This is a genomic window from Thermaerobacillus caldiproteolyticus (assembly GCF_015326725.1).
GTDB classification, from domain to species: Bacteria; Bacillota; Bacilli; order Bacillales; family Anoxybacillaceae; genus Thermaerobacillus; species Thermaerobacillus caldiproteolyticus.
In genome coordinates this window covers 2,757,532-2,781,183 of sequence record NZ_CP064060.1, presented here as the reverse complement: position 1 = coordinate 2,781,183, position 23,652 = coordinate 2,757,532, and the positions used below count along the sequence as shown (strand labels likewise).

Sequence of the window (23,652 nt, the reverse complement as noted above, 5' to 3'; positions counted from 1 at the left end):
CACTTGTTTTGTCATCTGGCAAAGGGATTGACGGCATGATAAAGCTAAGTAAGAGCAGTCATAAAGTGAGGGGGTGAACCTCTCACTTTGTTTTTGAGCAATAAAAAGTATGAATGTTAACTAACTTTTTTGTGCCAAACTAGCCTCGCTCCGAAGGGACAAGCACTTTTTACGCGTAAAGAACATTTGGCTTCGAGAGCGATTTGCGCCTCCTCCTCTTTCTTACGAAAAGCACCCATTGATTCTTGCTTGTTTTATCAAGTAAAATGAGTAAAGAGGTGAAGATATGATGATTGATTTAGTGGAAATTAAGCAAGACCTTGAGAAAATGGCTAAGAGATTAGCGGATATTAGGGGGTCTCTTTGACCTCGATGTGAAAGAAGCGCGCATTCGCGAATTAGAAGAGCAAATGGCAGCGCCTGACTTTTGGGATGACCAAAAAGCAGCGCAGACGGTCATTGCTGAAGCGAATGCACTCAAAGACTTAGTCGGGGAATTTAAGTCGCTAGAAGAGCGATATGAAAATTTAGAAGTCACATACGAATTGGTGAAAGAAGAACCAGATGAAGACTTGCACAGCGAGTTAGTGGCAGAAGCAAAAAAACTTGCCAAAGATTTTAGCGAGTTTGAGCTTCAGCTTCTTCTCAATGAGCCATATGATAAAAACAATGCGATTTTAGAGCTTCACCCTGGTGCAGGGGGAACGGAGTCGCAAGACTGGGGCTCAATGCTTCTTCGTATGTATACGAGATGGGCAGAGAAAAAAGGGTTCAAAGTCGAAACGCTCGACTATTTGCCGGGGGAAGAAGCGGGGATTAAAAGCGTTACCCTTTTAATTAAAGGTCACAATGCATATGGCTACCTAAAGGCGGAAAAGGGCGTTCATCGTTTAGTGCGTATTTCGCCGTTCGATGCTTCCGGCCGTCGCCATACGTCGTTCGTTTCTTGCGAAGTGATGCCGGAGTTTAACGATGACATTGAAATTGAGATTCGCCCGGACGAAATTAAAGTCGACACATACCGTTCAAGCGGTGCTGGCGGACAGCACGTCAACACGACGGACTCAGCGGTTCGTATTACCCATATCCCGACCGGTATTGTGGTGACATGTCAATCAGAGCGTTCACAAATTAAAAACCGTGAAAAAGCAATGAACATGTTAAAAGCGAAACTTTATCAAAAGAAATTGGAAGAACAACAAGCCGAGCTTGCGGAAATTCGTGGAGAGCAAAAAGAAATTGGTTGGGGAAACCAAATTCGTTCGTACGTGTTCCATCCGTATTCACTTGTGAAAGATCATCGTACAAACGTTGAAGTTGGGAACGTGCAAGCGGTAATGGACGGCGAAATTGACGTCTTTATCGATGCTTACTTACGTTCAAAATTGAAATAAACTAAGTAAAGTAATCGAGCATCTAATATCGTTTTTGGATATTAGATGCTTTTTTATGTATAAACTATCTTTAACACTTTACTACGTTATTTGGCTGTCATTTACTTGCTCAAACGCGCGTGCTATACTCTCATGGGGGGGTCGAGAATGAGAAAAAGAAACCAAGGATTACATCCAAAAATAGAAATGATCATGGAATATGTATACATACTGATCGGTTCAGCGATCGTTGCCGTAGCATTTAATGTCTTTTTATTGCCGAACCGTGTCGCTTCCGGTGGAGTGAGTGGCATTAGCACCATTTTGCACGCGACGCTTGAATGGCAGCCAGCATATGTGCAATGGGCGTTAAACATTCCGCTTTTTATCGCCGGTGTCGTATTGCTCGGTAAACAATTTGGCTTAAAAACGTTAGTGGGTACGCTGTTTTTGCCATTCATTGTTTACTTGACAAAAGATTTTGACCCAGCCACCCATGATCCACTTCTTGGTTCCCTTTTTGGGGGGATTGGGGTTGGCATTGGTTTAGGAATCGTGTTTCGCGGCAAGGCCTCGACCGGTGGAACAGATTTAGCTGCGCAAATTATTCATAAGTACACGGGATTGTCACTAGGGAAGTGCGTCATTCTCATTGACGGCTTAATCGTGTTAACGGCAGCGCTTGTATTCGATATTGAACAAGCGTTATATGCGCTCATCGGTCTTTTTGTTACAAGCAAAACGATTGACTTAGTACAAGTTGGCTTCGGCTATTCAAAAATGGCCATGATTATTACAAATAAGGAAAAGGAAGTACGGGAAGCAATTTTACACAAAATTGACCGCGGGGTAACAAAGCTATCTGGCTACGGCGGTTATACGGAGCATGAGCGTCCAGTACTGATGTGCGTCGTTGAACAAACAGAGTTCACGAAATTGAAACAATTAGTGAAAAGCATTGATCCATCAGCGTTTGTCGTGGTAATGGATGCCGCAGAAGTGCTCGGTGAAGGATTTAAGCGCGCGTAAATCGTCGAAACATCGGTTATAATAACGATATATGCAATTTTTTACTGGGGGGAGTTCGTTCATGAAAAAGAAACTGTTTGGTCTATTCATCGGTACAGCACTTCTATTAGCTGCCTGTGGCGGGGGAGACGAGGCTGCTGATAACAATAATAAAGATAGCGGTGGTTCGACGGCTTCAACAGCAGAACAGATCTTCCAGCAAAATTGTGCAAGCTGTCACGGTCAAGATTTAGAGGGAAAAATAGGACCAAGTTTGCAAAAAGTCGGAAGCAAATATTCGAAAGACGAAATTAAACAAATTATTGAAAAAGGTCGCGGTGGCATGCCTGGTGGCCTCATTCAAGGAGAAAACGTAGATAAAGTGGCCGAGTGGTTAGCGTCGAAAAAATAAAAGCGCAACAAAGTATCTGGTATCCGCTGCGGATACCAGATACTTTGTTTATAAGAAAGTTATAAATATGAAAAGCGAACAGTATAGTGCGGCAGCTAGCTGTCTTGCGACGAATCAGCTCGATCCAAAGCGACAAGCACGTTTGCAAGTAAATTCGCGCCGTTGTGTATTTCGGCTCGCAGCCAGTTTAAGCATCCATGCAATACTTGCTTAAAGCATGATTTGAAAAGGATGCTCGACACTATTCCTCTTGAGGATCACAATCACTTCTGCGGGTGAAGATCGTTCTTAACGGCCCTCTTTCGCGTGTTCAATAGGAATATTTACCTATGTTGGCTATCTGCTTTTCGGTTCGTGTAATGATTTTGAAATATAAATGTAAAAATAAATGGGCGCAAATAATGTTATAATGACTGTTGTGGAATTTTGTATAAATTGCACGACATAGCTCGAATGATGGCAGCAAAGATGAAAAAGCAAAATTAGGTGATATATATGATTGAAATGCAAGATGTATATAAGACATATTCCAATGGCGTTGTTGCGCTGAATGGCGTGAGTGTTCGCATTAAGCAAGGGGAATTTGTATATGTCGTTGGTCCTAGTGGCGCGGGAAAATCAACATTTGTTAAAATGATGTACCGCGAAGAAAAGCCGACGAGCGGATCAATTATGATTAACGGTGTAAACCTTGCGAAATTAAAAGATAGCAAAGTACCATTATTGCGCCGACATATCGGTGTTGTTTTCCAAGATTTTAAATTACTTCCTAAGCTAACGGTATATGAAAATGTAGCGTTCGCTTTGGAAGTAATTGAAGAATCTCCAAAGACGATTAAAAAGAAAGTAATGGAAGTATTAGACTTAGTTGGTTTGAAGCATAAGGTGCGTTCGTATCCGAATGAGCTATCGGGTGGAGAACAGCAGCGCGTTTCCATCGCTCGCTCAATTGTCAATTCGCCGAAAATTGTGATTGCAGACGAACCGACTGGGAACTTAGACCCAGAAACATCGTGGGGAATTATGGAGCTGTTTGAACAAATTAATGATCGTGGTACAACAATTGTCATGGCAACACATAACCGCGAGATCGTCAATACGATTAAGCGCCGTGTGATTGCGATTGAAAATGGGAAAATTGTCCGCGATGAGGCGAGGGGGGAATACGGCTATGACGATTAACACCCTCAAACGTCATATGCGGGAAAGTGTAAAAAGCCTTGGTAGAAATGGCTGGATGACATTTGCTTCGATTAGTGCAGTGACTGTAACGCTGTTACTCGTCGGCGTGTTCCTTGTGATCATGTTCAATATGAACCATTTTGCCAAAAACATTGAGGACGATGTCGAAATTCGAGTCTATATTGATTTAACAGCGACAGAAAAAGATAAACAAGCATTGCGGGCAAAAATTGACGCGATTCCTGAAGTAAAAGAAATTCAATATTCATCCAAAGAAAACGAATTGAAAAATTTAATTAAAAGTTTTGGTGAAGAAGGTTCATCGTTCCGATTGTTTGAGCAAGATAATCCACTCAGCGATGTCTATGTCGTCAAAACGGTAAAGCCGACGGATACGATGAAAGTAGCTAAACAGATCGAAACATTTAAGTTTGCGCATAAGGTCAAATATGGACAAGGTGAAGTCGAAAAACTCTTTAAAACGTTAAAAATTGCAAGAAATATTGGGTTAGGTTTAATTATTGGTTTGTTGTTTACTGCGATGTTTCTCATTTCTAATACTATTAAAATCACCATTTTTGCGCGTCGTCGCGAAATCGAGATTATGAGATTAGTAGGAGCGACAAACGGATTTATTCGTTGGCCGTTTTTTCTGGAAGGATTATGGCTTGGTGTCATTGGTGCGGTCGTTCCGGTTGTCTCTCTCTCGTTTGTATACTATAACATTTATGAATTTGTAAAGCCGAGATTAGCCGTTCCATTTATGCAATTGCTGCCGTTCAATCCGTTTATGTGGCAAATTAGCGCAGTCTTATTATTGCTCGGTGCATGCATCGGTGTATGGGGAAGTATGATGTCCGTTCGTAAATTTTTGAAAGTGTAATAGATGAAAAATAAGAAAGGGGAAACGAGGCCGTGAAGAGGAGAATGATGACATTAGCGGTCGCAACTGTGGTTGGTGCGACAAGTTTTTCGCCTCACTGGGCAGGTGCTGTAAGCAATCAAGACATTCAAGAAAAGCGGAATGAAATTAATCACATTCAATCAAAACAGTCTTCCGTGCAAAATCAAATGAACAAAGCAGATCAAGAGATTGAACGTCTGCAAACGCAACAAGCAAAACTGGCAGAAGAAATTAAAAAGTTAGATATGGCAGTGGAAGAAACGAGCGGAAAAATTCGCAGTTTATCGCAAGACGTCAATCAAACGAAACAGGATATTGAAGCGTTAAAACGGGAAATTGCGGAAGTACAGGAGCGAATCGAAAAACGAAATGAATTGTTGAAAGAGCGTGTTCGTTCATTACAACAAAGCGGTGGAGTTATTAGCTACCTTGAAGTGTTATTAGGATCACAAAGTTTCAGTGACTTTATTGATCGTGTAAGTGCCGTAACAACAATTTTTGAAGCGGACAAGCAAATTATTGAAGAACAAAAAGCCGATAAAGCACTTAAAGAAAAGAAAGAGAACGAGCTAGCGACGAAGCTTGACAATCTTCAAAAGGATTTAAAAGAGCTTGAACAGTTAAAGCAAACACTCAATAGTCAAATCGCGCAAAAAGATAAGCTTATGGCCAGCTTGAAACAAGAAGAACAAGAAAACCATGAAAAGAAAATGGCGCTTGCTGAAGAAAAAGAATTGTTAGCGAAACAAGAAGCGGCCATGAAAGCACAGCTTCAGCAAATGCTTGCGAAAAAGCAGGCAGAAGAGGCAGAAGCAAAACGTCGCGCAGCGGCTTTATCTAGTAGCTCTGGAGGCCATTCATCTTCGTATAGCAGCTCTAACAGCCATTCAACTTCATCAGCTGGCACAAACTTTTCAGCGAATACTCCGCCAGTGACAAGCGGCGTATTTATGAGACCGGCAAACGGCCCAATTACATCAGGATTTGGTCCACGCGGCGGTGAGTTCCATTACGGAGTCGATATTGGTAAGCGTGCACCAGAAGTTCCAGTCGTTGCAGCAGCAGATGGTTACGTGTTCCGTTCTTACTACTCTACAAGTTACGGAAACGTTGTGTTTATTACTCACCTCATTAATGGACAAGTCTACACGACGGTCTATGCACACTTAGAGGCGCGTCTCGTGAGCGAAGGACAGACTGTTAAAAAAGGACAAATCATTGGATACATGGGCAATACGGGGCAGTCTGAAGGTGCACACCTTCATTTCGAGCTGCACCGCGGTCCATGGAACCCAGCAAAATCAAATGCAGTAAATCCGCTTAATTATGTTAACTTTTAATAATTGATTAGCGGAAAAAAGAGTTTAAAAAATAGAAGTCAGTTTCAGCACGAAGGAAAGGTCATTACCATTTCTTTCGTAGTCAAAATCTCATAAAAACAAAAATCCTCCGACAATGGAGGATTTTTTGTTTTTAAAGGGCATATTTTATAAGTTTGGCAGATATAAAAGTAAAGACAACTTAGTACAAGGGGGGATGATGGATGAACTCACTTTGGCTTTTAGGTTTTTCTGCTTCTGCTATTGGAATGTTATCTGGTGGAGTGATTGCTTGGCTGTTTAAAGGTTTGCAAAAAGGAATGCCGACCATTTTTTCCATATGTAGTGGAATGATATTTGGACTGGTCACAATGGAAATTTTGCCTGAAAGCATAGAAATTGGAGGCTGGTTTGTCCCTATTGCCGGATTGATTTTTGGGTATTTTATTTACAAGCAGCTAGAAAAGGTTTCTCATAATGTGATCATTATTACAAATGACGCTAAAAAAGACTTATTCGTACATTCTGGTCTATTTTTAACATTCAGTATTGCCCTGCATAATTTTCCAACAGGCATCGCACTTGGAGCAAATACTCACGCTTCATTGACTAAACCAATGATGACTACGATCATGCTTCATAATATTCCAGAAGGTATTGCTGTTTTTACTCCCTTGCTGATGGCTGGGTTTGGAATTCTCAGCATCGTACTTGGGGCTACCGTAGCCTCTATCCCCGTAGGAGTTGGAGCCTTCATAGGAAGCAATTATGGAATGGGTCTTCCTTGGCTAGTAGCGATGATTATCTCATTGGCGATGGGAGTAATGCTTTCAGTGACGGGGAAAGAAATTTTTGGAACAGCTTTACGCACATCTACAAAAATATACTGTGTTATCATGGCTGGAATCGGTTTTGTATTCATTTCATTTTACTTATTTCTTTTGTAAAAAACTTTACAAAAAAAGGTACACGTTAAGTTGTTCCCTTTTTTGTATGTCTTCTCTAAGAATCATTTAACAGATGTTTAAAAAAGTGATCCATATATTGTTCTTTCGGAAAATTTTTATGAAAAACGATGCTATTTCATTTCATTGGTAAATAACCTATTTTCATTAAAAAAATATTTCCTAAACTTGACAAAAAACTGAATTTAAAATATTATACATACATATGAACATATGCTCATATATAATAAGGTGAGGGGAATCATTAATGAAGACCGAAGACCATTCTTTCTTAAAATCTGAAACAGTTGAACATATATCGCAAATATTTAAGGTATTAGCCGATCCAACAAGAATTAAAATTCTTTATTTGTTATCGCAAGAAGAGTGCAATGTAAATCACATTGCAGAAGTGTTGGAAATGTCTCAATCAGCCGTTTCCCATCAACTTAGTATGTTACGAAGTCTGAGACTAGTTAAGTATCGCCGTGAAGGAAAAACACTGTTCTACTCCTGCGATGACGAACACGTTATTTCATTATTAAGGCAAGCTATTGACCATTCTGAACATCATTAAGGAGGCGTTTGACAGTGCATAGTCATCACCACCATCACTCTCACGACCACCATGGTCATCACCATCACCACGGACACCACCACGATCATGGCAGAGAAGGGAATAAAAACGGACTTACGATCGCACTTCTTATTACCGCTGGAATTATGTTGTTAGAGTTTTTTGGAGGTTTAATCACCAACAGCTTAGCCCTTCTTTCTGACTCTGGTCATATGCTTAGTGATGTCAGTTCACTCGCTCTTAGTCTAGTTGCAATTTGGTTTGCAACCAAACCAGCCTCCCCTAATAAAACGTACGGCTTTTATCGTTTTGAAATCTTAGCGGCTTTATTTAATGGGGTTACCTTGTTTGTTATCGCTGGATTTATCGTATGGGAAGCCATTGAGCGTTTTTACAACCCGCCAACCGTAGCTAGCGGCTCTATGATGCTGATTGCGTCCATTGGTCTTTTTGCCAATCTTTTAAGTGCATGGGCGTTAATGAGAAAAGGGGATGTGAAAAATAATGTCAATCTTCGTAGTGCCTATCTTCACGTTATCGGTGACGCTTTGGGTTCCGTAGGCGCTATCATCGCTGGGTTTGTTATGTGGCTCTTTGGTTGGTATGTAGCTGATCCCATCATTTCTGTTCTGGTTGCCTTATTAATCTTGAAAGGCGCTTGGGGAGTGATTCAACATACGGTTCACATTTTGATGGAAGGAACGCCCATTACCATTGATCTAAATGAAGTAAAAGAAGCCTTAGAAAATATCGAAGGAGTGGTTGATGTTCACGACCTTCATATTTGGACGATTACATCAGGATTGGATTCATTAAGTTGCCATATTTTGATTGAAGATCATCAAGACAGTCAAAAGGTTTTACAGGAAGCGATCCATTTTATTGAGGAACACTTTAAAATTCAGCATACAACCATTCAAATTGAAACCTCTCAAATCCATCACAGGGAAATGAAGGTTTAACGAAAAATATGACCAATATAGAGCAAGGATGGTACCTTGTTCAATATTTTTGGAGAGCTCAAACTAATAAACGATAAAAGTTTCCCTTGACTAAAATATTTTCTGATGTACAATTCATTTAGGTAACATTTTCATTGCTCTTACATATATCTAGTTTCTAAGTGTAGGAGCAAATTTTTTTATTCTAAAAGTTTCCTTGACACAAAATATTTAGTGTAAACCAATGATGAGGTGATCATCGTGAGTGAAAATATAAAAAAACCGCCGTTAGCTGTTGAGAAAGGTTGGAGAAAGAAACGGACACAACCCACTTTACCCGAAGTGTATAGAAGTTTGCGTATACCAAAGACGGGGTCTTGGATGAAAAAGTTTCTAGCGTTTGCTGGACCAGGATACTTAGTTGCCGTGGGGTATATGGATCCGGGAAACTGGGCGACTGATATTGCAGGAGGTTCCCAGTTCGGGTATACGTTACTTTTCGTGATTTTGCTTTCAAATTTAATGGCAATATTGCTTCAAGCCTTAGCTAGCAAGTTGGGAATTGTAACGGGAAGAGATTTGGCACAAGCTTGTCGCGATCATTACAGCAAGCCTGTAGCAATAGCTTTATGGGTTTTATGCGAGTTAGCCATCGCGGCTTGTGATCTGGCGGAAGTGATCGGTTCGGCAATCGCGTTGAATTTGTTGTTTGGAATTCCATTAATATACGGAGTTATTATTACAGCTGTGGATGTACTGGTTGTATTGTTATTGCAGAATAAAGGGTTTCGTTATATTGAAGCGTTGGTAATTATTTTAATTCTAACTATTAGTGCTTGCTTTGCGACTGAAATCTTTCTTTCTAAACCAGATGTCGGCGGCATATTGGAGGGATTTGTTCCAAGCAAAGAGATTCTTGACAATCCAGCAATGCTCTATATCGCCATCGGTATTTTAGGTGCAACCGTAATGCCTCATAATCTTTATCTGCATTCTTCCATTGTGCAGACACGGCAATACGAACAAACCAGTGTGGGGAAACGACAAGCGATCAAATATGCCGCTTGGGATTCAACTATTGCACTCTTCTTTGCTTTATTAATTAATGCATCTATCCTTATTGTTTCTGCTGCTACATTCCATAAAGCAGGAATGAAGGATGTCGCGGAGATTGGAGATGCTTATCACTTGCTTGCTCCACTGCTTGGGACCACACTTGGAAGTATTTTATTTGGAGTTGCTTTGTTGGCCTCTGGTCAAAACTCAACATTAACAGGGACCTTGGCCGGCCAGATTGTGATGGAAGGGTTTCTAAACATTCGCCTTCCTGCTTGGTTAAGAAGGCTTATCACTCGATTGATTGCCATTGTTCCGGCTGTCATCGTAACTGCTCTTTATGGCGAAAGCGGAACGGCTCAATTGCTTATTTTGAGCCAAGTAATTCTTTCTTTACAGCTCTCTTTTGCGGTTGTTCCTCTTGTCCAATTTACAAGCGATAAAAAGAAGATGGGAGAGTTCGTAAATCCATTATGGTTGAGCGTTCTTGCGTGGATGGTAGCTATTGTGATTATCAGCTTAAACGCATATTTATTGATTCAGACTTTCTTTGGCTAATGAACTGATGGTTTCAATTACCTATTATAAATATCGTCATTAAGTCCAGCTGAATTAGGCGGTGGAGTTCGCCATAACCGTTTTTATGCCCAATGACTCCTGCTAGAGATTTCTCTGGCAGGAGTCGGTTTATTATGTTGAAAAGATTGTGATAAATGTATAGTGACTGACGTTATTTAACTATCGTCCTCGTTAGTCAATTAAGTTAAGCAAGTGTAATTTATCTTTTATACGGCGGCAGTTAGTATACGTAACGTTTGACTGTTTATCGTCAATTCAAATGCTGACAGGACGAATGACTGAGTTTTACTACAATGAAAACGGTCAATCGATTCGCATGAACGTGAAAAATAGTGTCAATTCTTCTTTCTTCAGCGTGTATCAATCGTATGATGACGCAGGAAGATGAACGGGTCAGCATATTGTCTGTGCCGCTCGCTGTGCTTGATTTCAACTATACGTACGATGCGGCGGAGAACTCACAAAATTCTTAAGGCAAGACGCCCATTTTTAACACTGCGAATGAAGACGAAGGTTTCATCTGCGGCGAGGACACCTGCTCTAAGATGACAAATGCCAATACGAACGGGATGGAGAGGCAACCGACTGAATCAGGTTGTTTCTCACTTTTGTACATAGAAGTCAAGCCACTTAAGAAAAGAAAAAAATGTAAATCTAAAATAGCGATTTGAATAAAATAGCGTTCACCGCTTTACTTTAATGTTGTCTTATTTTAAATATAATATTACGAAATTATCGAATAAATAATGTTTATACCGTAAATGTGTAGATTGAACGGATTGCTGATGTTAGAACAGAATTACAATATTAAAATATTTATGCATTTTTTGATTTCAAGCAAATAATCTGTTTTTAAATGAGAAAGCTTGAAAAATCAATATGTTTAACAATGTCTTTTTTAAAACTATTTTTGTCTCTATACAAAATGGATTGCATGAAACCGCCTCCTAATGACTAAGAGGCGGTTTTTCTTTAGGCAAAAAACGATCAAAAAGTCAGTTGATAAAAGAGTGACTATCACATGTTCCAAATGATTCAAAACATTACCTGAACTCGGAAAGGATACAGCCATAAAGGTGCTGCAAAGGGTTAATCGCTGAAGATGAAAAAACTGTTCAAAAATGAGCAGTTTTTTATTATTTTCTATTTACAAATTATTCCTTAAAAATAAATTAATTTTTTAAGTAACTAAAAGATAATAGTTGATAAAGAACGATAATGGGCAAGAGACGTAAGAGGGTAAAATAGAAGATATATATGTAATATGTAAATGAGTTATTGCTTTTTAGATAAAAAAGACATATGTGTTCGAAATGATTAGTAATTTTAAATTAAGTACAAATGACATTTATTTTACTTATACACCTAGACGAAAAAGTATAATTTTTGTAAAATTATATTAATTAAGAACAATTTTATTATTCATAAAAATGCATAGGGGGGATTTCGATAAGTGTAAAAGATAGCTGTAGCCAATAAAGGATTTTACCAAATTTTTTATTATGGGGGTAAATTATGAGGAAGAAAAAATTAGTTAGTGTTTTTTTGTCACTTATGATAACTAGCAGTCTGATGGTAGGGTGTAATGGTGGATCCCAAAATAATGGAACTAGTTCGTCAGGCAATAATGGCGGAGGAGACGATATCATTAAAATCGGTGCTGATCTCGAATTGTCTGGTGGAGTAGCTTCATTTGGACAGTCTATTGCTGAAGGTTTGGAACTTGCGCTCGAGGAAATTAATAAAGAAGGCATTAATGGAAAAGAGTTGAAACTAGTCAAAGTAGACAATAAATCTGATGCAGCAGAAGCTACTAATGGTGCAATTAAACTGATTAGTCAGGATCAAGTTAAAGCAATTATTGGGTCAGCAACAAGCACAAATACGCTTGCTCAAGTCCAAGTGGCGCAGGATAACAAAATTCCGTTAATTACACCTACAGGAACGAATCCTACTATTACAAATAAAGGCGGCAAAGTAAATGACTTCGTATTCCGAACTTGCTTCATCGATCCTTTCCAAGGTACGGTAGCCGCTAAATTTGCGATCAATGATTTGAAGGTAAAAAATGCAGCTATACTCATTGATAGTTCTAGTGATTATTCAAAAGGGCTTGCTGCTTCTTTTAAAAAATCATTTGAGAAAGACGGCGGAAAGATTGTAGCGGAAGAAGCCTATGTGGCAAAAGACACCGATTTCCGTGCTACTCTTACACGTATTAAATCTGCTAATCCGGAATTTGTATTCTTGCCTGGTTATTATGAAGAAGTAGGTCTTATTGTGAAACAAGCACGTGAACTTGGTCTTAAAGTTCCTTTTATGGGCGGTGACGGCTGGGATTCTCCAAAGCTTGTTGAAATTGCTGGAAAAGAAGCTCTAAATAATACATTTATTACAAATCACTATTCTTCTAATGATCCAGATCCTAAAATTCAGGAGTTCGTAAAAGCGTTCAAGGCAAAATACAACAAATCTCCAGATGCGTTTAACGCACTTGGATATGATACGGCGTATTTCCTTGCTGATGCAATCAAACGCGCAGGAAGTGCAGATCCGGTAAAAATCAAGGAGGCTCTTGCTAAAACGAAGGACCTCTCCCTCGTATCAGGAACATTGACTCTTGATAAGAATCATGATCCAGTTAAATCTGCAACAATTCTTGAATATAAAGATGGTGAGCAACAGTTTAAAACAAAAGTGAATCCATAATACCATCTAATGGTATGAGTCGAATAGGGGGCATGTCCCCCTATTCAGGGTTTTAATAGCTTAATAGCTTTAATCCTTCGAAATGAAAACAGTACTTCCTAAGGAGAGTGCAAATATGGAACTCATTCAACAGCTAGTTAACGGGATATCTCTTGGCAGCATATATGCGTTGATCGCTCTCGGATATACGATGGTGTACGGAATTGTTAGGCTGATTAATTTTGCTCATGGCGATGTGTTTATGGTTGGTGCGTTTGTCGGATTTTATGCGATTACAAGTTTAAATCTAGGGTTCTTCCCAGCGCTTCTATTGGCTATGGTTGTATGTGCCTTATTGGGCGTAATTATTGAAAGAATTGCTTATAAGCCTTTAAGAAACGCCACAAGAATTGCAGCTTTAATCACTGCAATCGGGGTTTCGCTTTTTATTGAATACGGGACGATATATGTACGAGGTGCTCAGCCAGAAGCATATCCAAGTACACTGCTCCCTGATAAAAGCATTGAAGTATTTGGCGTGACCATTAGCAGTCAGTCATTATTGATTCTTTGTACTTCCATTGTATTGATGATTTTACTTCAGTTAATCGTTCATAAAACGAAAATAGGAAAAGCCATGCGTGCTGTTTCTTATGATTCAGAAGCAGCGCGACTAATGGGGATTAACGTAGATAATACAATATCCGCAACCTTTGCAATAGGATCCGCGCTGGCAGGCGCTGCGGGTGTCATCTTCGGTATTTACTATATTAAAATTGAGCCACTTATGGGCATTATTCCAGGTTTAAAAGCCTTCGTAGCGGCAGTATTAGGAGGTATCGGTATTATTCCGGGTGCTATGGTCGGCGGTCTTGCCCTTGGTGTGATTGAAGCACTAGTAAGCGGACTTGGTTATTCTCTCTGGCGTGACGGAGTGGCTTTTATCGTTCTTATACTTATTCTTATTTTCCGACCATCAGGCCTATTTGGCAAAAATGTAAGAGAAAAAGTATAAGGAGGATAGAAGTTGATGACTACTTTAAAACGGATCAATGGATTTTGGATTTCTTTTGTGTTAGCACTTGTGTTTTTTATCGTGGTTCAGTTATTAATATCAGGAGGAATGTTAAATACTTTTTATATTAATACACTGTTTTTTATGGCTATTAATATCATATTGGCAGTCAGTCTTCATCTCATCATTGGTATTACAGGCCAGTTTTCAATTGGGCATGCAGGGTTTCTTGCAGTGGGCGCCTATGCCTCTGCTATTATGACAATGAAACTGCAAATGCCGTTTGCACTTTCTTTACTGGTCGGCGGTATTGTAGCAGCGGCAGCGGGGCTTCTAATTGGCATTCCTAGCCTTCGGCTAAAGGGGGATTATCTGGCGATCGCTACGCTTGGTTTCGGAGAAATCGTACGAATCATCTTACTAAACGTTGATTATGTTGGCGGCGCCAGCGGTATGACAGTAACCCATCTAACAAGTTGGCCGTGGGTATTTGCCTGCCTGCTTATTACCATTATTGTCATTGCAAACTTTACAAACTCCACTCATGGCCGTGCTTGCATTTCTATTCGAGAGGATGAAATTGCTGCGGATTCAATGGGGATTAATACAACGTACTATAAAGTCGCCGCGTTTGTGATAGGTTCTTTTTTTGCTGGTATTGCCGGAGGTCTTTACGCCCATAACTTTTATATTATTCAGCCGACGAATTTTGGTTTTTTGAAGTCATTTGATATTTTGATTTTCGTCGTGCTTGGGGGATTAGGAAGCATGTCTGGCGCGGTCATAGCTGCTATTTTGTTGACAATTGTTTCTACGTTCCTTCAGGATTATCCAGAGACTCGGATGATCATATATAGTTTAGTACTTATATTGGTCATGATCTATCGTCCAAAAGGGTTGTTAGGTACCCGAGAATTGACTTCATTCTTCAGGTTAGGCAAAGCGGTTGAAGGGGGAAAACAGGGTGAAAACAAACAAACCGTTGCTTAAAGCCAATAATGTTGGAATTCATTTTGGCGGCTTGAAAGCATTGTCTGGTATAAATGTTGAATTAAATGCGGGAGAATTGGTTGGGCTGATTGGACCGAACGGTGCAGGTAAAACGACATTTTTCAACCTGCTGACAGGTGTATATGAACCGACAGAAGGAAGTATTGTACTTGATAATGAAAAGTTAAACGGTCTGGCACCTTACAAAATTACACGAAAAGGGATTAGTCGTACGTTTCAGAACATTCGACTGTTCGGTGAACTTTCCGTACTTGATAATGTAAAGGTTGCCTACCATTCTCTTGCTCGTCATTCCATTTTTAGCTCCATTTTTCGCTTGCCTTCTCATTTTTCTGGCGAGAAAGAAATAGAAGAAAAGGCTATTGAGTTTTTGAAAATTTTCAATCTTGAGAGTTTTATGTATGAAAAAGCAAAAAATTTACCATACGGACAACAACGTCGTTTAGAAATTGCAAGAGCTCTTGCGGCACATCCAAAATTGTTGTTGCTCGATGAGCCGGCAGCCGGAATGAATCCGCAGGAAACCCGAGAACTGATGAATTTGATCGCTTTTATAAGAGAAAAGTTCCAATTAACGATTTTGCTTATTGAGCATGATATGTCTCTTGTTATGGGAGTATGTGAACGAATTTACGTGCTTGATCACGGACAGCTCATCGCACATGGGACACCTGAAGAGATCAGAAATAATCCTAAAGTGATTGAAGCATATCTAGGAGAGGAGGTTTCGTAATGCTAAAGGTAGAAAGTATCGATGTATTTTACGGAAATATTCAAGCGTTAAAAGGTGTTTCACTTGAAGTACAAGAAGGAGAAATCGTCACATTAATTGGAGCAAATGGCGCTGGCAAGAGTACGCTGCTAAAGACGATTTCCGGATTGTTAAAGCCGAAACATGGAGACATTTTATATGAGGGGCAATCTATTGCAGGCAAAGCAGCACAGATGATTGTAAAACAAGGAATTTCTCATGTTCCAGAAGGTCGTCGTATCTTCGCCAATATGACCGTAGAAGAAAACTTAGAATTAGGTGCTTTTTTAAGGAAGGATAAAGATGGGATTCGACAGGATTTCGAGAAAGTGTATCAACTATTCCCACGACTCCACGAACGTAGAAAGCAACTTGCCGGAACCTTGTCGGGAGGAGAGCAACAAATGCTGGCCATGGGCCGCGCATTAATGGCACGTCCGCGTCTCCTTCTGTTAGACGAGCCATCTATGGGACTAGCTCCTTTGTTGGTCAAAACGATCTTTCGGATCATTGAAGAGATTAATTCATTTGGAACTACCATATTGCTAGTTGAACAAAACGCGAATATGGCACTTTCTGTGGCGGATCGGGCGTATGTCATTGAATCTGGCCGTGTTGTTTTGTCCGGTTCAGCAGAAGAGTTAAACGCTAGTGAACAAGTAAAGATGGCGTACCTTGGAGGACATTGATAACAAACAAAAGCAAGTTTTTTATGATTTCGTCTTACTAATTTCTTAAAATAGTGTTTCGATTTTGGAGGAAAAGCCTGCAGATCACGGATATGAAGTGATACAGGAATGAGAATTGAACAAATACTAATTTTCCAAGAATTAAAACTAATAGAACAAGACAACTAAATAGCAAGAGAAGGAGTAAAGTAACCAAATATCGCTGTTGTTTTTTGAATATTTTTTCTACTCAAAATATAGTTCTAGTTCTTATCTTTTGGTTCTAATGCCAATACGGCATTCATAAAGATTTTTAACGGAATCGAGGTTTACGAAGTAATTCCAAAATAATTGATGGATTTCACTGAATTTTGGACAGACTTGTCCAGTAAAGCAACTTTCCTTTTTTAACAAAAAATATGGGCTTTGCTGTACGAAAGGATCCCAATCCTAACATAGAACGAACAATAAATGGATGATTTTGTTTCACTATGTTATCGAGATATTTCATTTTCCTTATTTGGATGCCTGCTGGCATCCTTTTTCTTTCTTCAACTCTTCTATTGGTACAGGGTAAGCTGGGTTTTTATCGACTGTAATGACACGAGGTGTAGAGACATGAGAAGACCGCAAAGCAGTCTTTAAGAAGCGCCTTGCAGCTTTTTGGTCTCTTGTTTTGCTTAGGTAAAAATCAACGGAGTTTCCTTGGGAACCCGCTGCACACGATACAAGTGCTTTCATTTCCCTTTTACCGTGATATAGGTTTCATCTATTTTTCACAAGTCATTCGCTTGCTGGAGATGACGATGGATTCTCTTATTCAATTGGGGTCCGTATGGATGAACCCAACTCATAATGGATGTATGCTCGATTGACCAACCTCGTTCTTCCATCATTTCCACAGGAGCACGAAAGCTCCGATTGTGCCGTAAGTACTATCCCATCACCTTTAACAAAATCATATCAAGTTGATCATGCTTCCACTTGCACGAATTTGTCACCCCCTTTTTTTAGATTAGTAGTATCAGTATGTCCGAGTTTCGGAGATTTTTTGCATAACTGTACTTTCTGGCTGAATAAGATGACAGTAAGGCATCTTTTTGTCAGTTTACGGTTTGACGAGCATTGTAAAGGGGGGGAAGTATGTCAAGTTACATATATCCTAAGTTATCATCCGATCAGATGATTTCTATCATCAGAAATGGACTTCAAAAAACAAAAATTCCCAAGAAGATTATCGTTGTTGGCGCAGGGATGGCAGGACTGGTCGCAGCCTCTTTGCTTAAACAAGCTGGACACAATGTGACGATTCTTGAAGCTTCTGAAAGGGTGGGAGGACGGATCTATACGTTGCGATCCGATTTTAGAGATGATCAGTATCTTGAAGCGGGTGCGATGCGTATTCCTCATACTCATTTTTTGACTTTGGAATATATAAGAAAATTCCGTCTTCCGATTAATAAGTTTATCAACAGCACTCCTAACGACATTATCTATGTTAGAGGAATCAAAACTCGTTTAAAGATGTATGAAAGAAACCCTGACATTTTGGGCTTTCCGGTAGCCCCGCATGAAAGGGGGAGAACTGCTACGCAGTTGCTTCAATACGCAATTAAGCCCGTGACAGATTTTATTAACCAAAACCCACGAAAGAATTGGCCTTTAGTCGTAAAAGAATTGGATAAATACTCGATGGACGCTTATTTGAGATATAACCCGTTTGGAACCACGTTATCTCCGGCTGCTATCGAGATGATCAAAGTACTTCTTTCACTGGAAGGATTTCCGGAACTTTCTTTCCTAGAAGCGTTACGCGAACTGATGATCTTGTTTACCCCTAATATTGTCTTTTATGAGATCACAGGCGGTAACGACCAACTTCCTAAAGCATTTGTTCCTCAATTGAAAGATAATATCATGTTCGGACAAAAGGTGAGGAAAATTGTGCAGCACAACAATCAAGTAACCATTCATTCTGTCCATACAAGAATCTTGGAGCCATTTCAAATCACCGGTGATCTTGCAATTGTGACCATTCCTTTTTCAATCTTACAATTTGTAGAGGTTGAACCACGTGATTCTTTTTCTCACAACAAATGGAAGGCGATTCGGGAACTTCATTATGTGGGCTCTACGAAGACCGGCATTCAGTTTAAAAGCAGGTTCTGGGAAAAGGAAGGCATGTATGGCGGGAAAACTGTTTCTGATCTTCCTATTACGTATACTCAATATCCGAGTCATGGCCTTGGTACAACAGAAGCGGGGGTTATTTTGGCTAGTTATACATGGGAGGATGATACTATACCGTGGGATAGTTTGAGCGATGAAAACCGTTTGGAATATTCATTAAAAAACTTGGCCATCATCCATGGTAAAGAGGTATATCGTGAGTTTGAAACAGGAACGAGCCACAGCTGGGTCCGGTATCCGTACTCTGGTGGAGCTTTCACGATGTTTAAACCAGAACAGGCGACAGAACTATCTCCCTATATTTCCTCTCCCGAAGGAAGAGTTCATTTTGCTGGAGAACATGCCTCATCTACCCACGGTTGGATCCAAGGTGCAATCGAGTCCGGAATACATGTTGCCTATGAAGTTAATGACTTACCAAGAACTTTCTTTCAGTCCTGATTAAATATAAATAATAAAGAGGGGAATTGGTGTAGGAAACATTACTGCGTATAATTATACTTTTATGCGGTTTGCACAGAACAAAAACTTACAACGATTCACATAGCATAATTCTCGTTATCGATCGTCATCTTATTGCGAATTCCCATTTACGTTAAAAGAGTGACAAGTTTTTATTTTGCTGAATAGTGAGAAAGGGAGAATGCTATGCTAACAAACGATTTAGATTTTCGATTAGAATCACGTTTGAAAGAACTTTATGAACAACATAAAGAGCGAGCAAAGAAAATCGATTGGGGCTATCATGAGTTTTTACCATGGGATAAGGGAATGGATTTTAAAAGAGTTCCTTGGGATGAAAGTCAAGTTACTCTGCCTTCTGGTGTGATTACTGCTATTGAAACAGCTTTATTAACAGAAGTAAACTTACCATGGTTTACTACCTATCTATCCGAAACCTTTAAAGGATCCCTTTCTGTGATTACAGATTTTATCCATACATGGACTTCGGAAGAAGATCAACATTCTGATTTATTAGAAACTTACTTGTTGCTTACTCGAAATGTTGATCCTAAACGATTGCATGAATTAAGAAAATCAGTCGTTGAAAATGGATTTACGACAAATTTCCATACACCCATTGAAGCGATGACATATACGACGTTACAAGAGCTTGCAACGATGGTGTTTTACAATAATGTAGCCAAGGTGGCAGGTAAGCATGATCCAGAACTTGCTACGTTATTACGCCGGCTTGCTAAGGATGAAACTCTTCATTATGCGTTCTATCGGGATGTCATTCGGGCGCATTTGGAATTGGAACCTAATTATTGCTATCACATTGCCAATGTGATCATGAATTTTAAAATGCCTGGTGCTGTTATGCCTGACTTTGAAAATCGAATGGCTGTCATCGCAAAAGAAGCGAATTATGGTCCGCTTCAATATTTTGATCAAGTGCTTGATGTCATTGTTGATTATTGGAGATTAAAAGACTTACGACCAATTGCACCTCTAGCTGAAAAAGCAAGAATCGAAATCTTAGAGTATCATGCAAGACTGAAAAAAATACGCGATAGATTTTCAAGGGGCAACTAATTCATATTCTGAAACATGCAGATGTACAACATGGTTTCGGTACGAAGATCATTTACTAGAAATATAGGACATGATTACAGATTATGATACGATGCTAAAACGTTAATAGATTCCTTTCGATTTTGGACAGACTTCACCTCTTGTGGAAGTTGTCCTTTTTTCAGCATATGCATCATTTCCATCCCGTTCAGGATTTTGAGTAGCTGTTTGAACATAGCACAGACTCGTTGTCTTGTTCTATGATATGTTTAGATATCGAATTTTCCTTATTTGGACATCTGCTGGCAGCTTAGCTTGCCGCCTTTGTCGATAAGCTGAGAGTGTAGACAAATGGGGTTCAGACAACGAGTTTGAATCCTATTTTAATGTGCTCTAATGTTTTCTTCGAAAGGGTACTTTTCAAGGAAGAGAAAATAAATAATTCTCTTGCTTCTTAGTTGAGAAAATAAACATAAACGTGTAAACTGATATTGCATGGATGATTTATTTTATACATAATATGTACAAGCAATCCATATGATGATAATAAAAGGCATCGCACGGCACGTTGTGTGGTGCCTTTCCTGTATGGTGTAGGGTGAGGAGGAGAAGAGAGTGAACAAGAAAACGACAGCAATGTTAATGGCTTTATCCATGTTGGTTGGGGCAGGCGGGACGTATGCCGGTATGCAGCTAGTTGACCGGGATGCGGGTGATCACATGTCGCTTATCCAACCGAAACAGGATGCAAACAAAGCAACAAAAAGCGAGGAGGAAGAGTTAAAGAAAGTTGAACAAGCGTACGAGTTAATTAAAAATCGCTATGTCCAAAAAGTCGATCATCAAAAATTAATTGAAGGCGCGATTCAAGGGATGATTGAAACGCTCAATGACCCTTATTCTGTGTATATGGATGAGGAAACGGCACATCAATTCACCGAATCATTAGATTCTTCCTTTGAAGGCATTGGTGCCGAGGTGAGCATGATTGACGGAAAAGTGACGATTGTCGCTCCGTTTAAGAATTCACCAGCAGAAAAGGCTGGACTGAAACCAAACGACCAAATTATTAAAGTGAATGGAGAAAGTATTGAAGGACTCGATTTATATGAAGCGGTAATGAAGATTCGCGGTAAAAAAGGGACGACCGTTCACTTGGATGTTCTTCGTCCAGGTGTGAAGGAAGTATTAAAAGTAAATGTTGTCCGTGATGAAATCCCAATCGAAACAGTATATGACTCCATGAAAACGTACAAAGGGAAAAAGGTTGGGTATTTGGAAGTAACGTCATTCTCAGAAAATACGGCACAAGATTTTAAAAAGAAATTAAAAAAATTAGAAGATGAAAAAATTGAAGGATTAGTCATTGACGTGCGTGGTAATCCAGGAGGATATTTACAAAGCGTCGAGGAAATTTTAAAACAGTTTATTCCGAAAGATAAGCCATATGTACAAATTGAAGAGCGCGATGGTGATAAACAGCGCTTCTACTCTGATTTAGCAACGAAAAAACCGTATCCGGTTGTCGTGTTAATTGACAAAGGAAGTGCTTCCGCTTCGGAAATTCTCGCAGGGGCTATGAAGGAAGCAGGAGGCTATAAGCTTGTTGGAGAGACGACATTTGGAAAAGGAACCGTTCAACAAGCGATTCCAATGGGCGATGGCAGCAATATCAAACTGACACTTTATAAATGGTTGACTCCTGATGGGCATTGGATTCATAAAAAAGGAATCAAACCGGACGTAGTGGTGCAACAACCGGAATACTTCTACGCAAGCCCAATCCATATTGAAAAAGAACTTGTTTACGATATGAATAACGAACAAGTAAAAAGTGCTCAGCAAATGTTAAAAGGTCTTGGTTTTGATCCGGGACGTGAGGATGGTTATTTCAGCCAAAAAACAGTAGAAGCTGTTAAACAATTCCAAAAAGCAAACAACCTTCCGGTCACCGGAAAGATTGATAAGGCAACAGCGGAATTGCTGCAAACGAAAGTGCTTGAAGCAATTCGTGATGACAAAAATGATGAACAATTAAAGACAGCAATGAAAGTACTTTTCCAATAATCCAAACAAAATGGGCTGATCCGTATGCGGATGCAGCCCATTTTTATTTTACGAACACAAATCGTTTTTGACCAAGATAGTTGAGAACGGTATAGAGAGCCGTGCCAAATAAAATGGCAATATCGTTCGTATAATGCGGAGGTACAATGGAAATGGTTGTCATTGTCCAATCTGCGATTTGTTTCGCGAGGCGATAGGAAACAAAATAGCACGTCATGATGACGATAAGAAAGCGAACGGCGCTATCGGCAATCGGAGCGTTGCTTTGAAAGGTGAAGACACGATTTAAAATGTAACTAACAATAGCGCCGATCGTATTGCCGATCAATGTTGCCCACCAATAGGAAAAGTGGGCAAGATGGAGAAGCATATACATCGAAGACAGTCCAACCGCCGTATTCATCAGCCCGACAAGTAAAAAACGAAAGAAGGGGTGATTCATGATTTCACCCTTTCTTTTTCATGGAATGAAGGAAGGGATAACTCGTGTTCCATTTGTCGAGAGTATAAATTTTCTTCAATCGTAAACCGCGGTCGTCTCTTTACCTCTTGATAAATTTTTCCGATATATTCTCCAATTAAGCCAATACTCATTAATAGGAGTCCTCCTATAAACCAAATCGAAATCATTAACGATGTCCATCCGGATTCCGCATGTCCTAATAATTTGACGATCAGGGCGTAAATGCCGGCTGCACTGCTGAGGAGAAACGAAAGAAAGCCGATGAATGTAATAAACCGAATCGGTGCAACGCTAAATGATGTCATTCCGTCAAAGGCAAATGCCAGCATTTTTTTGAGCGGGTATTTCGATTCTCCAGCGAATCGCCCTTTTCGGTCGTATAGCACCTCGGTCGAGCGGAATCCAAGCAAGGGAACAATTCCGCGTAAAAATACATTTGCTTCACTGTAACGGCTTAATTCTTCCAACGCCCGTTTGCTCATTAAGCGAAAATCCGCATGGTTATAAACAAGATGAATACCCATTTTTCGCATAAAACGATAAAAGCCTTGAGCGGTCGCTCGCTTGAAAAAGGTGTCTGTTTTGCGGCTGCGGCGCACTCCGTATACAATGTCGTACCCTTCCCAATATTTCACCACAAACTCACGAATAACAGAGACATCATCTTGTAAATCCGCATCAATCGAAATGACGCAATTAGAATAGTTTTTTGCTGTTTCAAGCCCGGCCAGAAGCGCTTTTTGGTGTCCGAAATTACGCGATAGTTTTAAGCCTGTTACAAACGGATTAGTTTCGCTTTCTTTTTCAATGAGCGACCATGTTCGGTCACGACTACCATCGTCTACAAACAAAATTTTGCTTTCGGCTGCGATGAGATGTTCGTCCAATAAGTCTTCCAATACGGCGGTTAATTGTTTGGCGGTTTCTAGGAACACTTCTTCTTCGTTATAACATGGTACAACAATCGTTAATACCGGCTTTTTCAC

General features: G+C 39.8%; 21 protein-coding genes, 1 pseudogene and 1 riboswitch. Of the genes and pseudogenes, 19 read left to right on the top strand and 3 right to left on the bottom strand.

Annotated features, from left to right (window positions below):
- Positions 1-292: 292 nt before the first annotated feature.
- From prfB to ISX45_RS13960, 16 genes are all read left to right on the top strand, one after another.
- Positions 293-1,394 (top strand): peptide chain release factor 2 gene (gene prfB / locus ISX45_RS14035; protein ID WP_181556576.1). Its coding sequence is split into 2 segments (ribosomal slippage): positions 293-364 and positions 366-1,394, totalling 1,101 coding nucleotides; the frame shifts between segments, so codons are not numbered across the junction.
- A 147-nt stretch (positions 1,395-1,541) separates the two neighbouring features.
- Positions 1,542-2,402, top strand: coding sequence for a YitT family protein (locus ISX45_RS14030; RefSeq protein ID WP_194519239.1), 861 nt, complete (start codon positions 1,542-1,544; stop codon positions 2,400-2,402).
- Between the two features lie 61 nt (positions 2,403-2,463).
- Positions 2,464-2,793, top strand: coding sequence for a cytochrome c551 (cccB, locus tag ISX45_RS14025; protein ID WP_181556559.1), 330 nt, complete (start codon positions 2,464-2,466; stop codon positions 2,791-2,793).
- A 67-nt stretch (positions 2,794-2,860) separates the two neighbouring features.
- The gene (locus ISX45_RS14020) at positions 2,861-3,007 is read left to right on the top strand and encodes a hypothetical protein (RefSeq protein WP_194519238.1); all 147 of its coding nucleotides are present in this window, start codon (positions 2,861-2,863) and stop codon (positions 3,005-3,007) included.
- Positions 3,008-3,288: 281 nt separating this feature from the next.
- Positions 3,289-3,975 (top strand): cell division ATP-binding protein FtsE, encoded by a 687-nt coding sequence (gene ftsE, locus ISX45_RS14015; RefSeq protein WP_181556558.1) that lies wholly within the window; start codon positions 3,289-3,291, stop codon positions 3,973-3,975.
- The gene (gene ftsX, locus ISX45_RS14010) at positions 3,965-4,858 is read left to right on the top strand and encodes a permease-like cell division protein FtsX (protein ID WP_181556557.1); all 894 of its coding nucleotides are present in this window, start codon (positions 3,965-3,967) and stop codon (positions 4,856-4,858) included. Before ftsE ends, ftsX begins: the two co-directional genes overlap by 11 nt.
- 44 nt (positions 4,859-4,902) lie before the next feature.
- The gene (locus ISX45_RS14005) at positions 4,903-6,219 is read left to right on the top strand and encodes a murein hydrolase activator EnvC family protein (protein WP_458296329.1); all 1,317 of its coding nucleotides are present in this window, start codon (positions 4,903-4,905) and stop codon (positions 6,217-6,219) included.
- A 203-nt stretch (positions 6,220-6,422) separates the two neighbouring features.
- On the top strand, positions 6,423-7,145 hold the full coding sequence (locus ISX45_RS14000) for a ZIP family metal transporter (RefSeq protein ID WP_194519237.1): 723 nt from the start codon (positions 6,423-6,425) through the stop codon (positions 7,143-7,145).
- Between the two features lie 265 nt (positions 7,146-7,410).
- The gene (locus tag ISX45_RS13995) at positions 7,411-7,719 is read left to right on the top strand and encodes an ArsR/SmtB family transcription factor (protein WP_194519236.1); all 309 of its coding nucleotides are present in this window, start codon (positions 7,411-7,413) and stop codon (positions 7,717-7,719) included.
- A gap of 14 nt (positions 7,720-7,733) precedes the next feature.
- A complete protein-coding gene (locus ISX45_RS13990; protein WP_194519235.1) occupies positions 7,734-8,681 on the top strand; it encodes a cation diffusion facilitator family transporter in 948 nt (315 codons plus the stop codon).
- A 240-nt stretch (positions 8,682-8,921) separates the two neighbouring features.
- Complete coding sequence (locus tag ISX45_RS13985; protein WP_181556552.1) at positions 8,922-10,274, top strand: Nramp family divalent metal transporter; 1,353 nt, start codon at positions 8,922-8,924, stop codon at positions 10,272-10,274.
- Between the two features lie 48 nt (positions 10,275-10,322).
- Positions 10,323-10,383: riboswitch (Fluoride riboswitch) on the top strand.
- Positions 10,384-11,810: 1,427 nt separating this feature from the next.
- Positions 11,811-13,004, top strand: a complete 1,194-nt coding sequence (locus ISX45_RS13980; protein WP_181556551.1) for an ABC transporter substrate-binding protein — start codon at positions 11,811-11,813, stop codon at positions 13,002-13,004.
- Positions 13,005-13,119: 115 nt separating this feature from the next.
- A complete protein-coding gene (locus ISX45_RS13975; protein WP_181556550.1) occupies positions 13,120-13,998 on the top strand; it encodes a branched-chain amino acid ABC transporter permease in 879 nt (292 codons plus the stop codon).
- 15 nt (positions 13,999-14,013) lie between these two features.
- On the top strand, positions 14,014-14,988 hold the full coding sequence (locus ISX45_RS13970; RefSeq protein ID WP_181556549.1) for a branched-chain amino acid ABC transporter permease: 975 nt from the start codon (positions 14,014-14,016) through the stop codon (positions 14,986-14,988).
- Positions 14,963-15,742: an ABC transporter ATP-binding protein gene (locus ISX45_RS13965; RefSeq protein ID WP_181556548.1), complete on the top strand. Its 780-nt coding sequence runs from the start codon at positions 14,963-14,965 to the stop codon at positions 15,740-15,742. Before ISX45_RS13970 ends, ISX45_RS13965 begins: the two co-directional genes overlap by 26 nt.
- Positions 15,742-16,449 carry an ABC transporter ATP-binding protein gene (locus ISX45_RS13960; RefSeq protein ID WP_181556547.1) on the top strand — a complete coding sequence of 236 codons (708 nt, stop codon included), beginning with the start codon at positions 15,742-15,744 and terminating at the stop codon, positions 16,447-16,449. Before ISX45_RS13965 ends, ISX45_RS13960 begins: the two co-directional genes overlap by 1 nt.
- Before the next feature lie 308 nt (positions 16,450-16,757).
- Here ISX45_RS13960 and ISX45_RS13955 read toward each other — a convergent pair.
- Positions 16,758-17,390: pseudogene (locus ISX45_RS13955) on the bottom strand (IS6 family transposase).
- 181 nt (positions 17,391-17,571) lie between these two features.
- On the opposite strand from ISX45_RS13955, the gene ISX45_RS13950 reads away from it, so the two are divergent.
- The 3 genes from ISX45_RS13950 to ISX45_RS13940 all read left to right on the top strand — a co-directional run bounded on the left by ISX45_RS13950 (position 17,572) and on the right by ISX45_RS13940 (position 22,203).
- Positions 17,572-19,059, top strand: a complete 1,488-nt coding sequence (locus ISX45_RS13950) for a flavin monoamine oxidase family protein (RefSeq protein ID WP_194519234.1) — start codon at positions 17,572-17,574, stop codon at positions 19,057-19,059.
- Positions 19,060-19,266: 207 nt separating this feature from the next.
- On the top strand, positions 19,267-20,157 hold the full coding sequence (locus tag ISX45_RS13945) for an acyl-ACP desaturase (protein WP_194519233.1): 891 nt from the start codon (positions 19,267-19,269) through the stop codon (positions 20,155-20,157).
- A gap of 594 nt (positions 20,158-20,751) precedes the next feature.
- Complete coding sequence (locus ISX45_RS13940) at positions 20,752-22,203, top strand: S41 family peptidase (RefSeq protein WP_194519232.1); 1,452 nt, start codon at positions 20,752-20,754, stop codon at positions 22,201-22,203.
- Positions 22,204-22,246: 43 nt separating this feature from the next.
- Here the strand turns inward: ISX45_RS13940 and ISX45_RS13935 are convergent, their stop codons facing one another.
- Both ISX45_RS13935 and ISX45_RS13930 read right to left on the bottom strand, forming a co-directional pair.
- Positions 22,247-22,645 carry a GtrA family protein gene (locus tag ISX45_RS13935; protein WP_181556543.1) on the bottom strand — a complete coding sequence of 133 codons (399 nt, stop codon included), beginning with the start codon at positions 22,643-22,645 and terminating at the stop codon, positions 22,247-22,249.
- Positions 22,642-23,652, bottom strand: coding sequence for a glycosyltransferase family 2 protein (locus ISX45_RS13930; RefSeq protein ID WP_194519231.1), 1,011 nt, complete (start codon positions 23,650-23,652; stop codon positions 22,642-22,644). The genes ISX45_RS13935 and ISX45_RS13930 overlap by 4 nt, the downstream gene beginning before the upstream one ends.

Excerpts from the sequence above, each read along its gene's own strand:
- ISX45_RS14000 (WP_194519237.1), top strand. The coding sequence starts at position 6,423 with ATGAACTCACTTTGGCTTTTAGGTTTTTCTGCTTCTGCTATTGGAATG.
- cccB (WP_181556559.1), top strand. The coding sequence starts at position 2,464 with ATGAAAAAGAAACTGTTTGGTCTATTCATCGGTACAGCACTTCTATTA.
- ISX45_RS14030 (WP_194519239.1), top strand. The coding sequence starts at position 1,542 with ATGAGAAAAAGAAACCAAGGATTACATCCAAAAATAGAAATGATCATG.
- ISX45_RS13945 (WP_194519233.1), top strand. The coding sequence starts at position 19,267 with ATGCTAACAAACGATTTAGATTTTCGATTAGAATCACGTTTGAAAGAA.
- ISX45_RS14020 (WP_194519238.1), top strand. The coding sequence starts at position 2,861 with ATGAAAAGCGAACAGTATAGTGCGGCAGCTAGCTGTCTTGCGACGAAT.
- ISX45_RS13935 (WP_181556543.1), bottom strand. The coding sequence starts at position 22,645 with ATGAATCACCCCTTCTTTCGTTTTTTACTTGTCGGGCTGATGAATACG.
- ftsE (WP_181556558.1), top strand. The coding sequence starts at position 3,289 with ATGATTGAAATGCAAGATGTATATAAGACATATTCCAATGGCGTTGTT.
- ftsX (WP_181556557.1), top strand. The coding sequence starts at position 3,965 with ATGACGATTAACACCCTCAAACGTCATATGCGGGAAAGTGTAAAAAGC.
- ISX45_RS13980 (WP_181556551.1), top strand. The coding sequence starts at position 11,811 with ATGAGGAAGAAAAAATTAGTTAGTGTTTTTTTGTCACTTATGATAACT.
- ISX45_RS13970 (WP_181556549.1), top strand. The coding sequence starts at position 14,014 with ATGACTACTTTAAAACGGATCAATGGATTTTGGATTTCTTTTGTGTTA.
- ISX45_RS13995 (WP_194519236.1), top strand. The coding sequence starts at position 7,411 with ATGAAGACCGAAGACCATTCTTTCTTAAAATCTGAAACAGTTGAACAT.
- ISX45_RS14005 (WP_458296329.1), top strand. The coding sequence starts at position 4,903 with ATGATGACATTAGCGGTCGCAACTGTGGTTGGTGCGACAAGTTTTTCG.
- ISX45_RS13975 (WP_181556550.1), top strand. The coding sequence starts at position 13,120 with ATGGAACTCATTCAACAGCTAGTTAACGGGATATCTCTTGGCAGCATA.
- ISX45_RS13950 (WP_194519234.1), top strand. The coding sequence starts at position 17,572 with ATGTCAAGTTACATATATCCTAAGTTATCATCCGATCAGATGATTTCT.
- ISX45_RS13960 (WP_181556547.1), top strand. The coding sequence starts at position 15,742 with ATGCTAAAGGTAGAAAGTATCGATGTATTTTACGGAAATATTCAAGCG.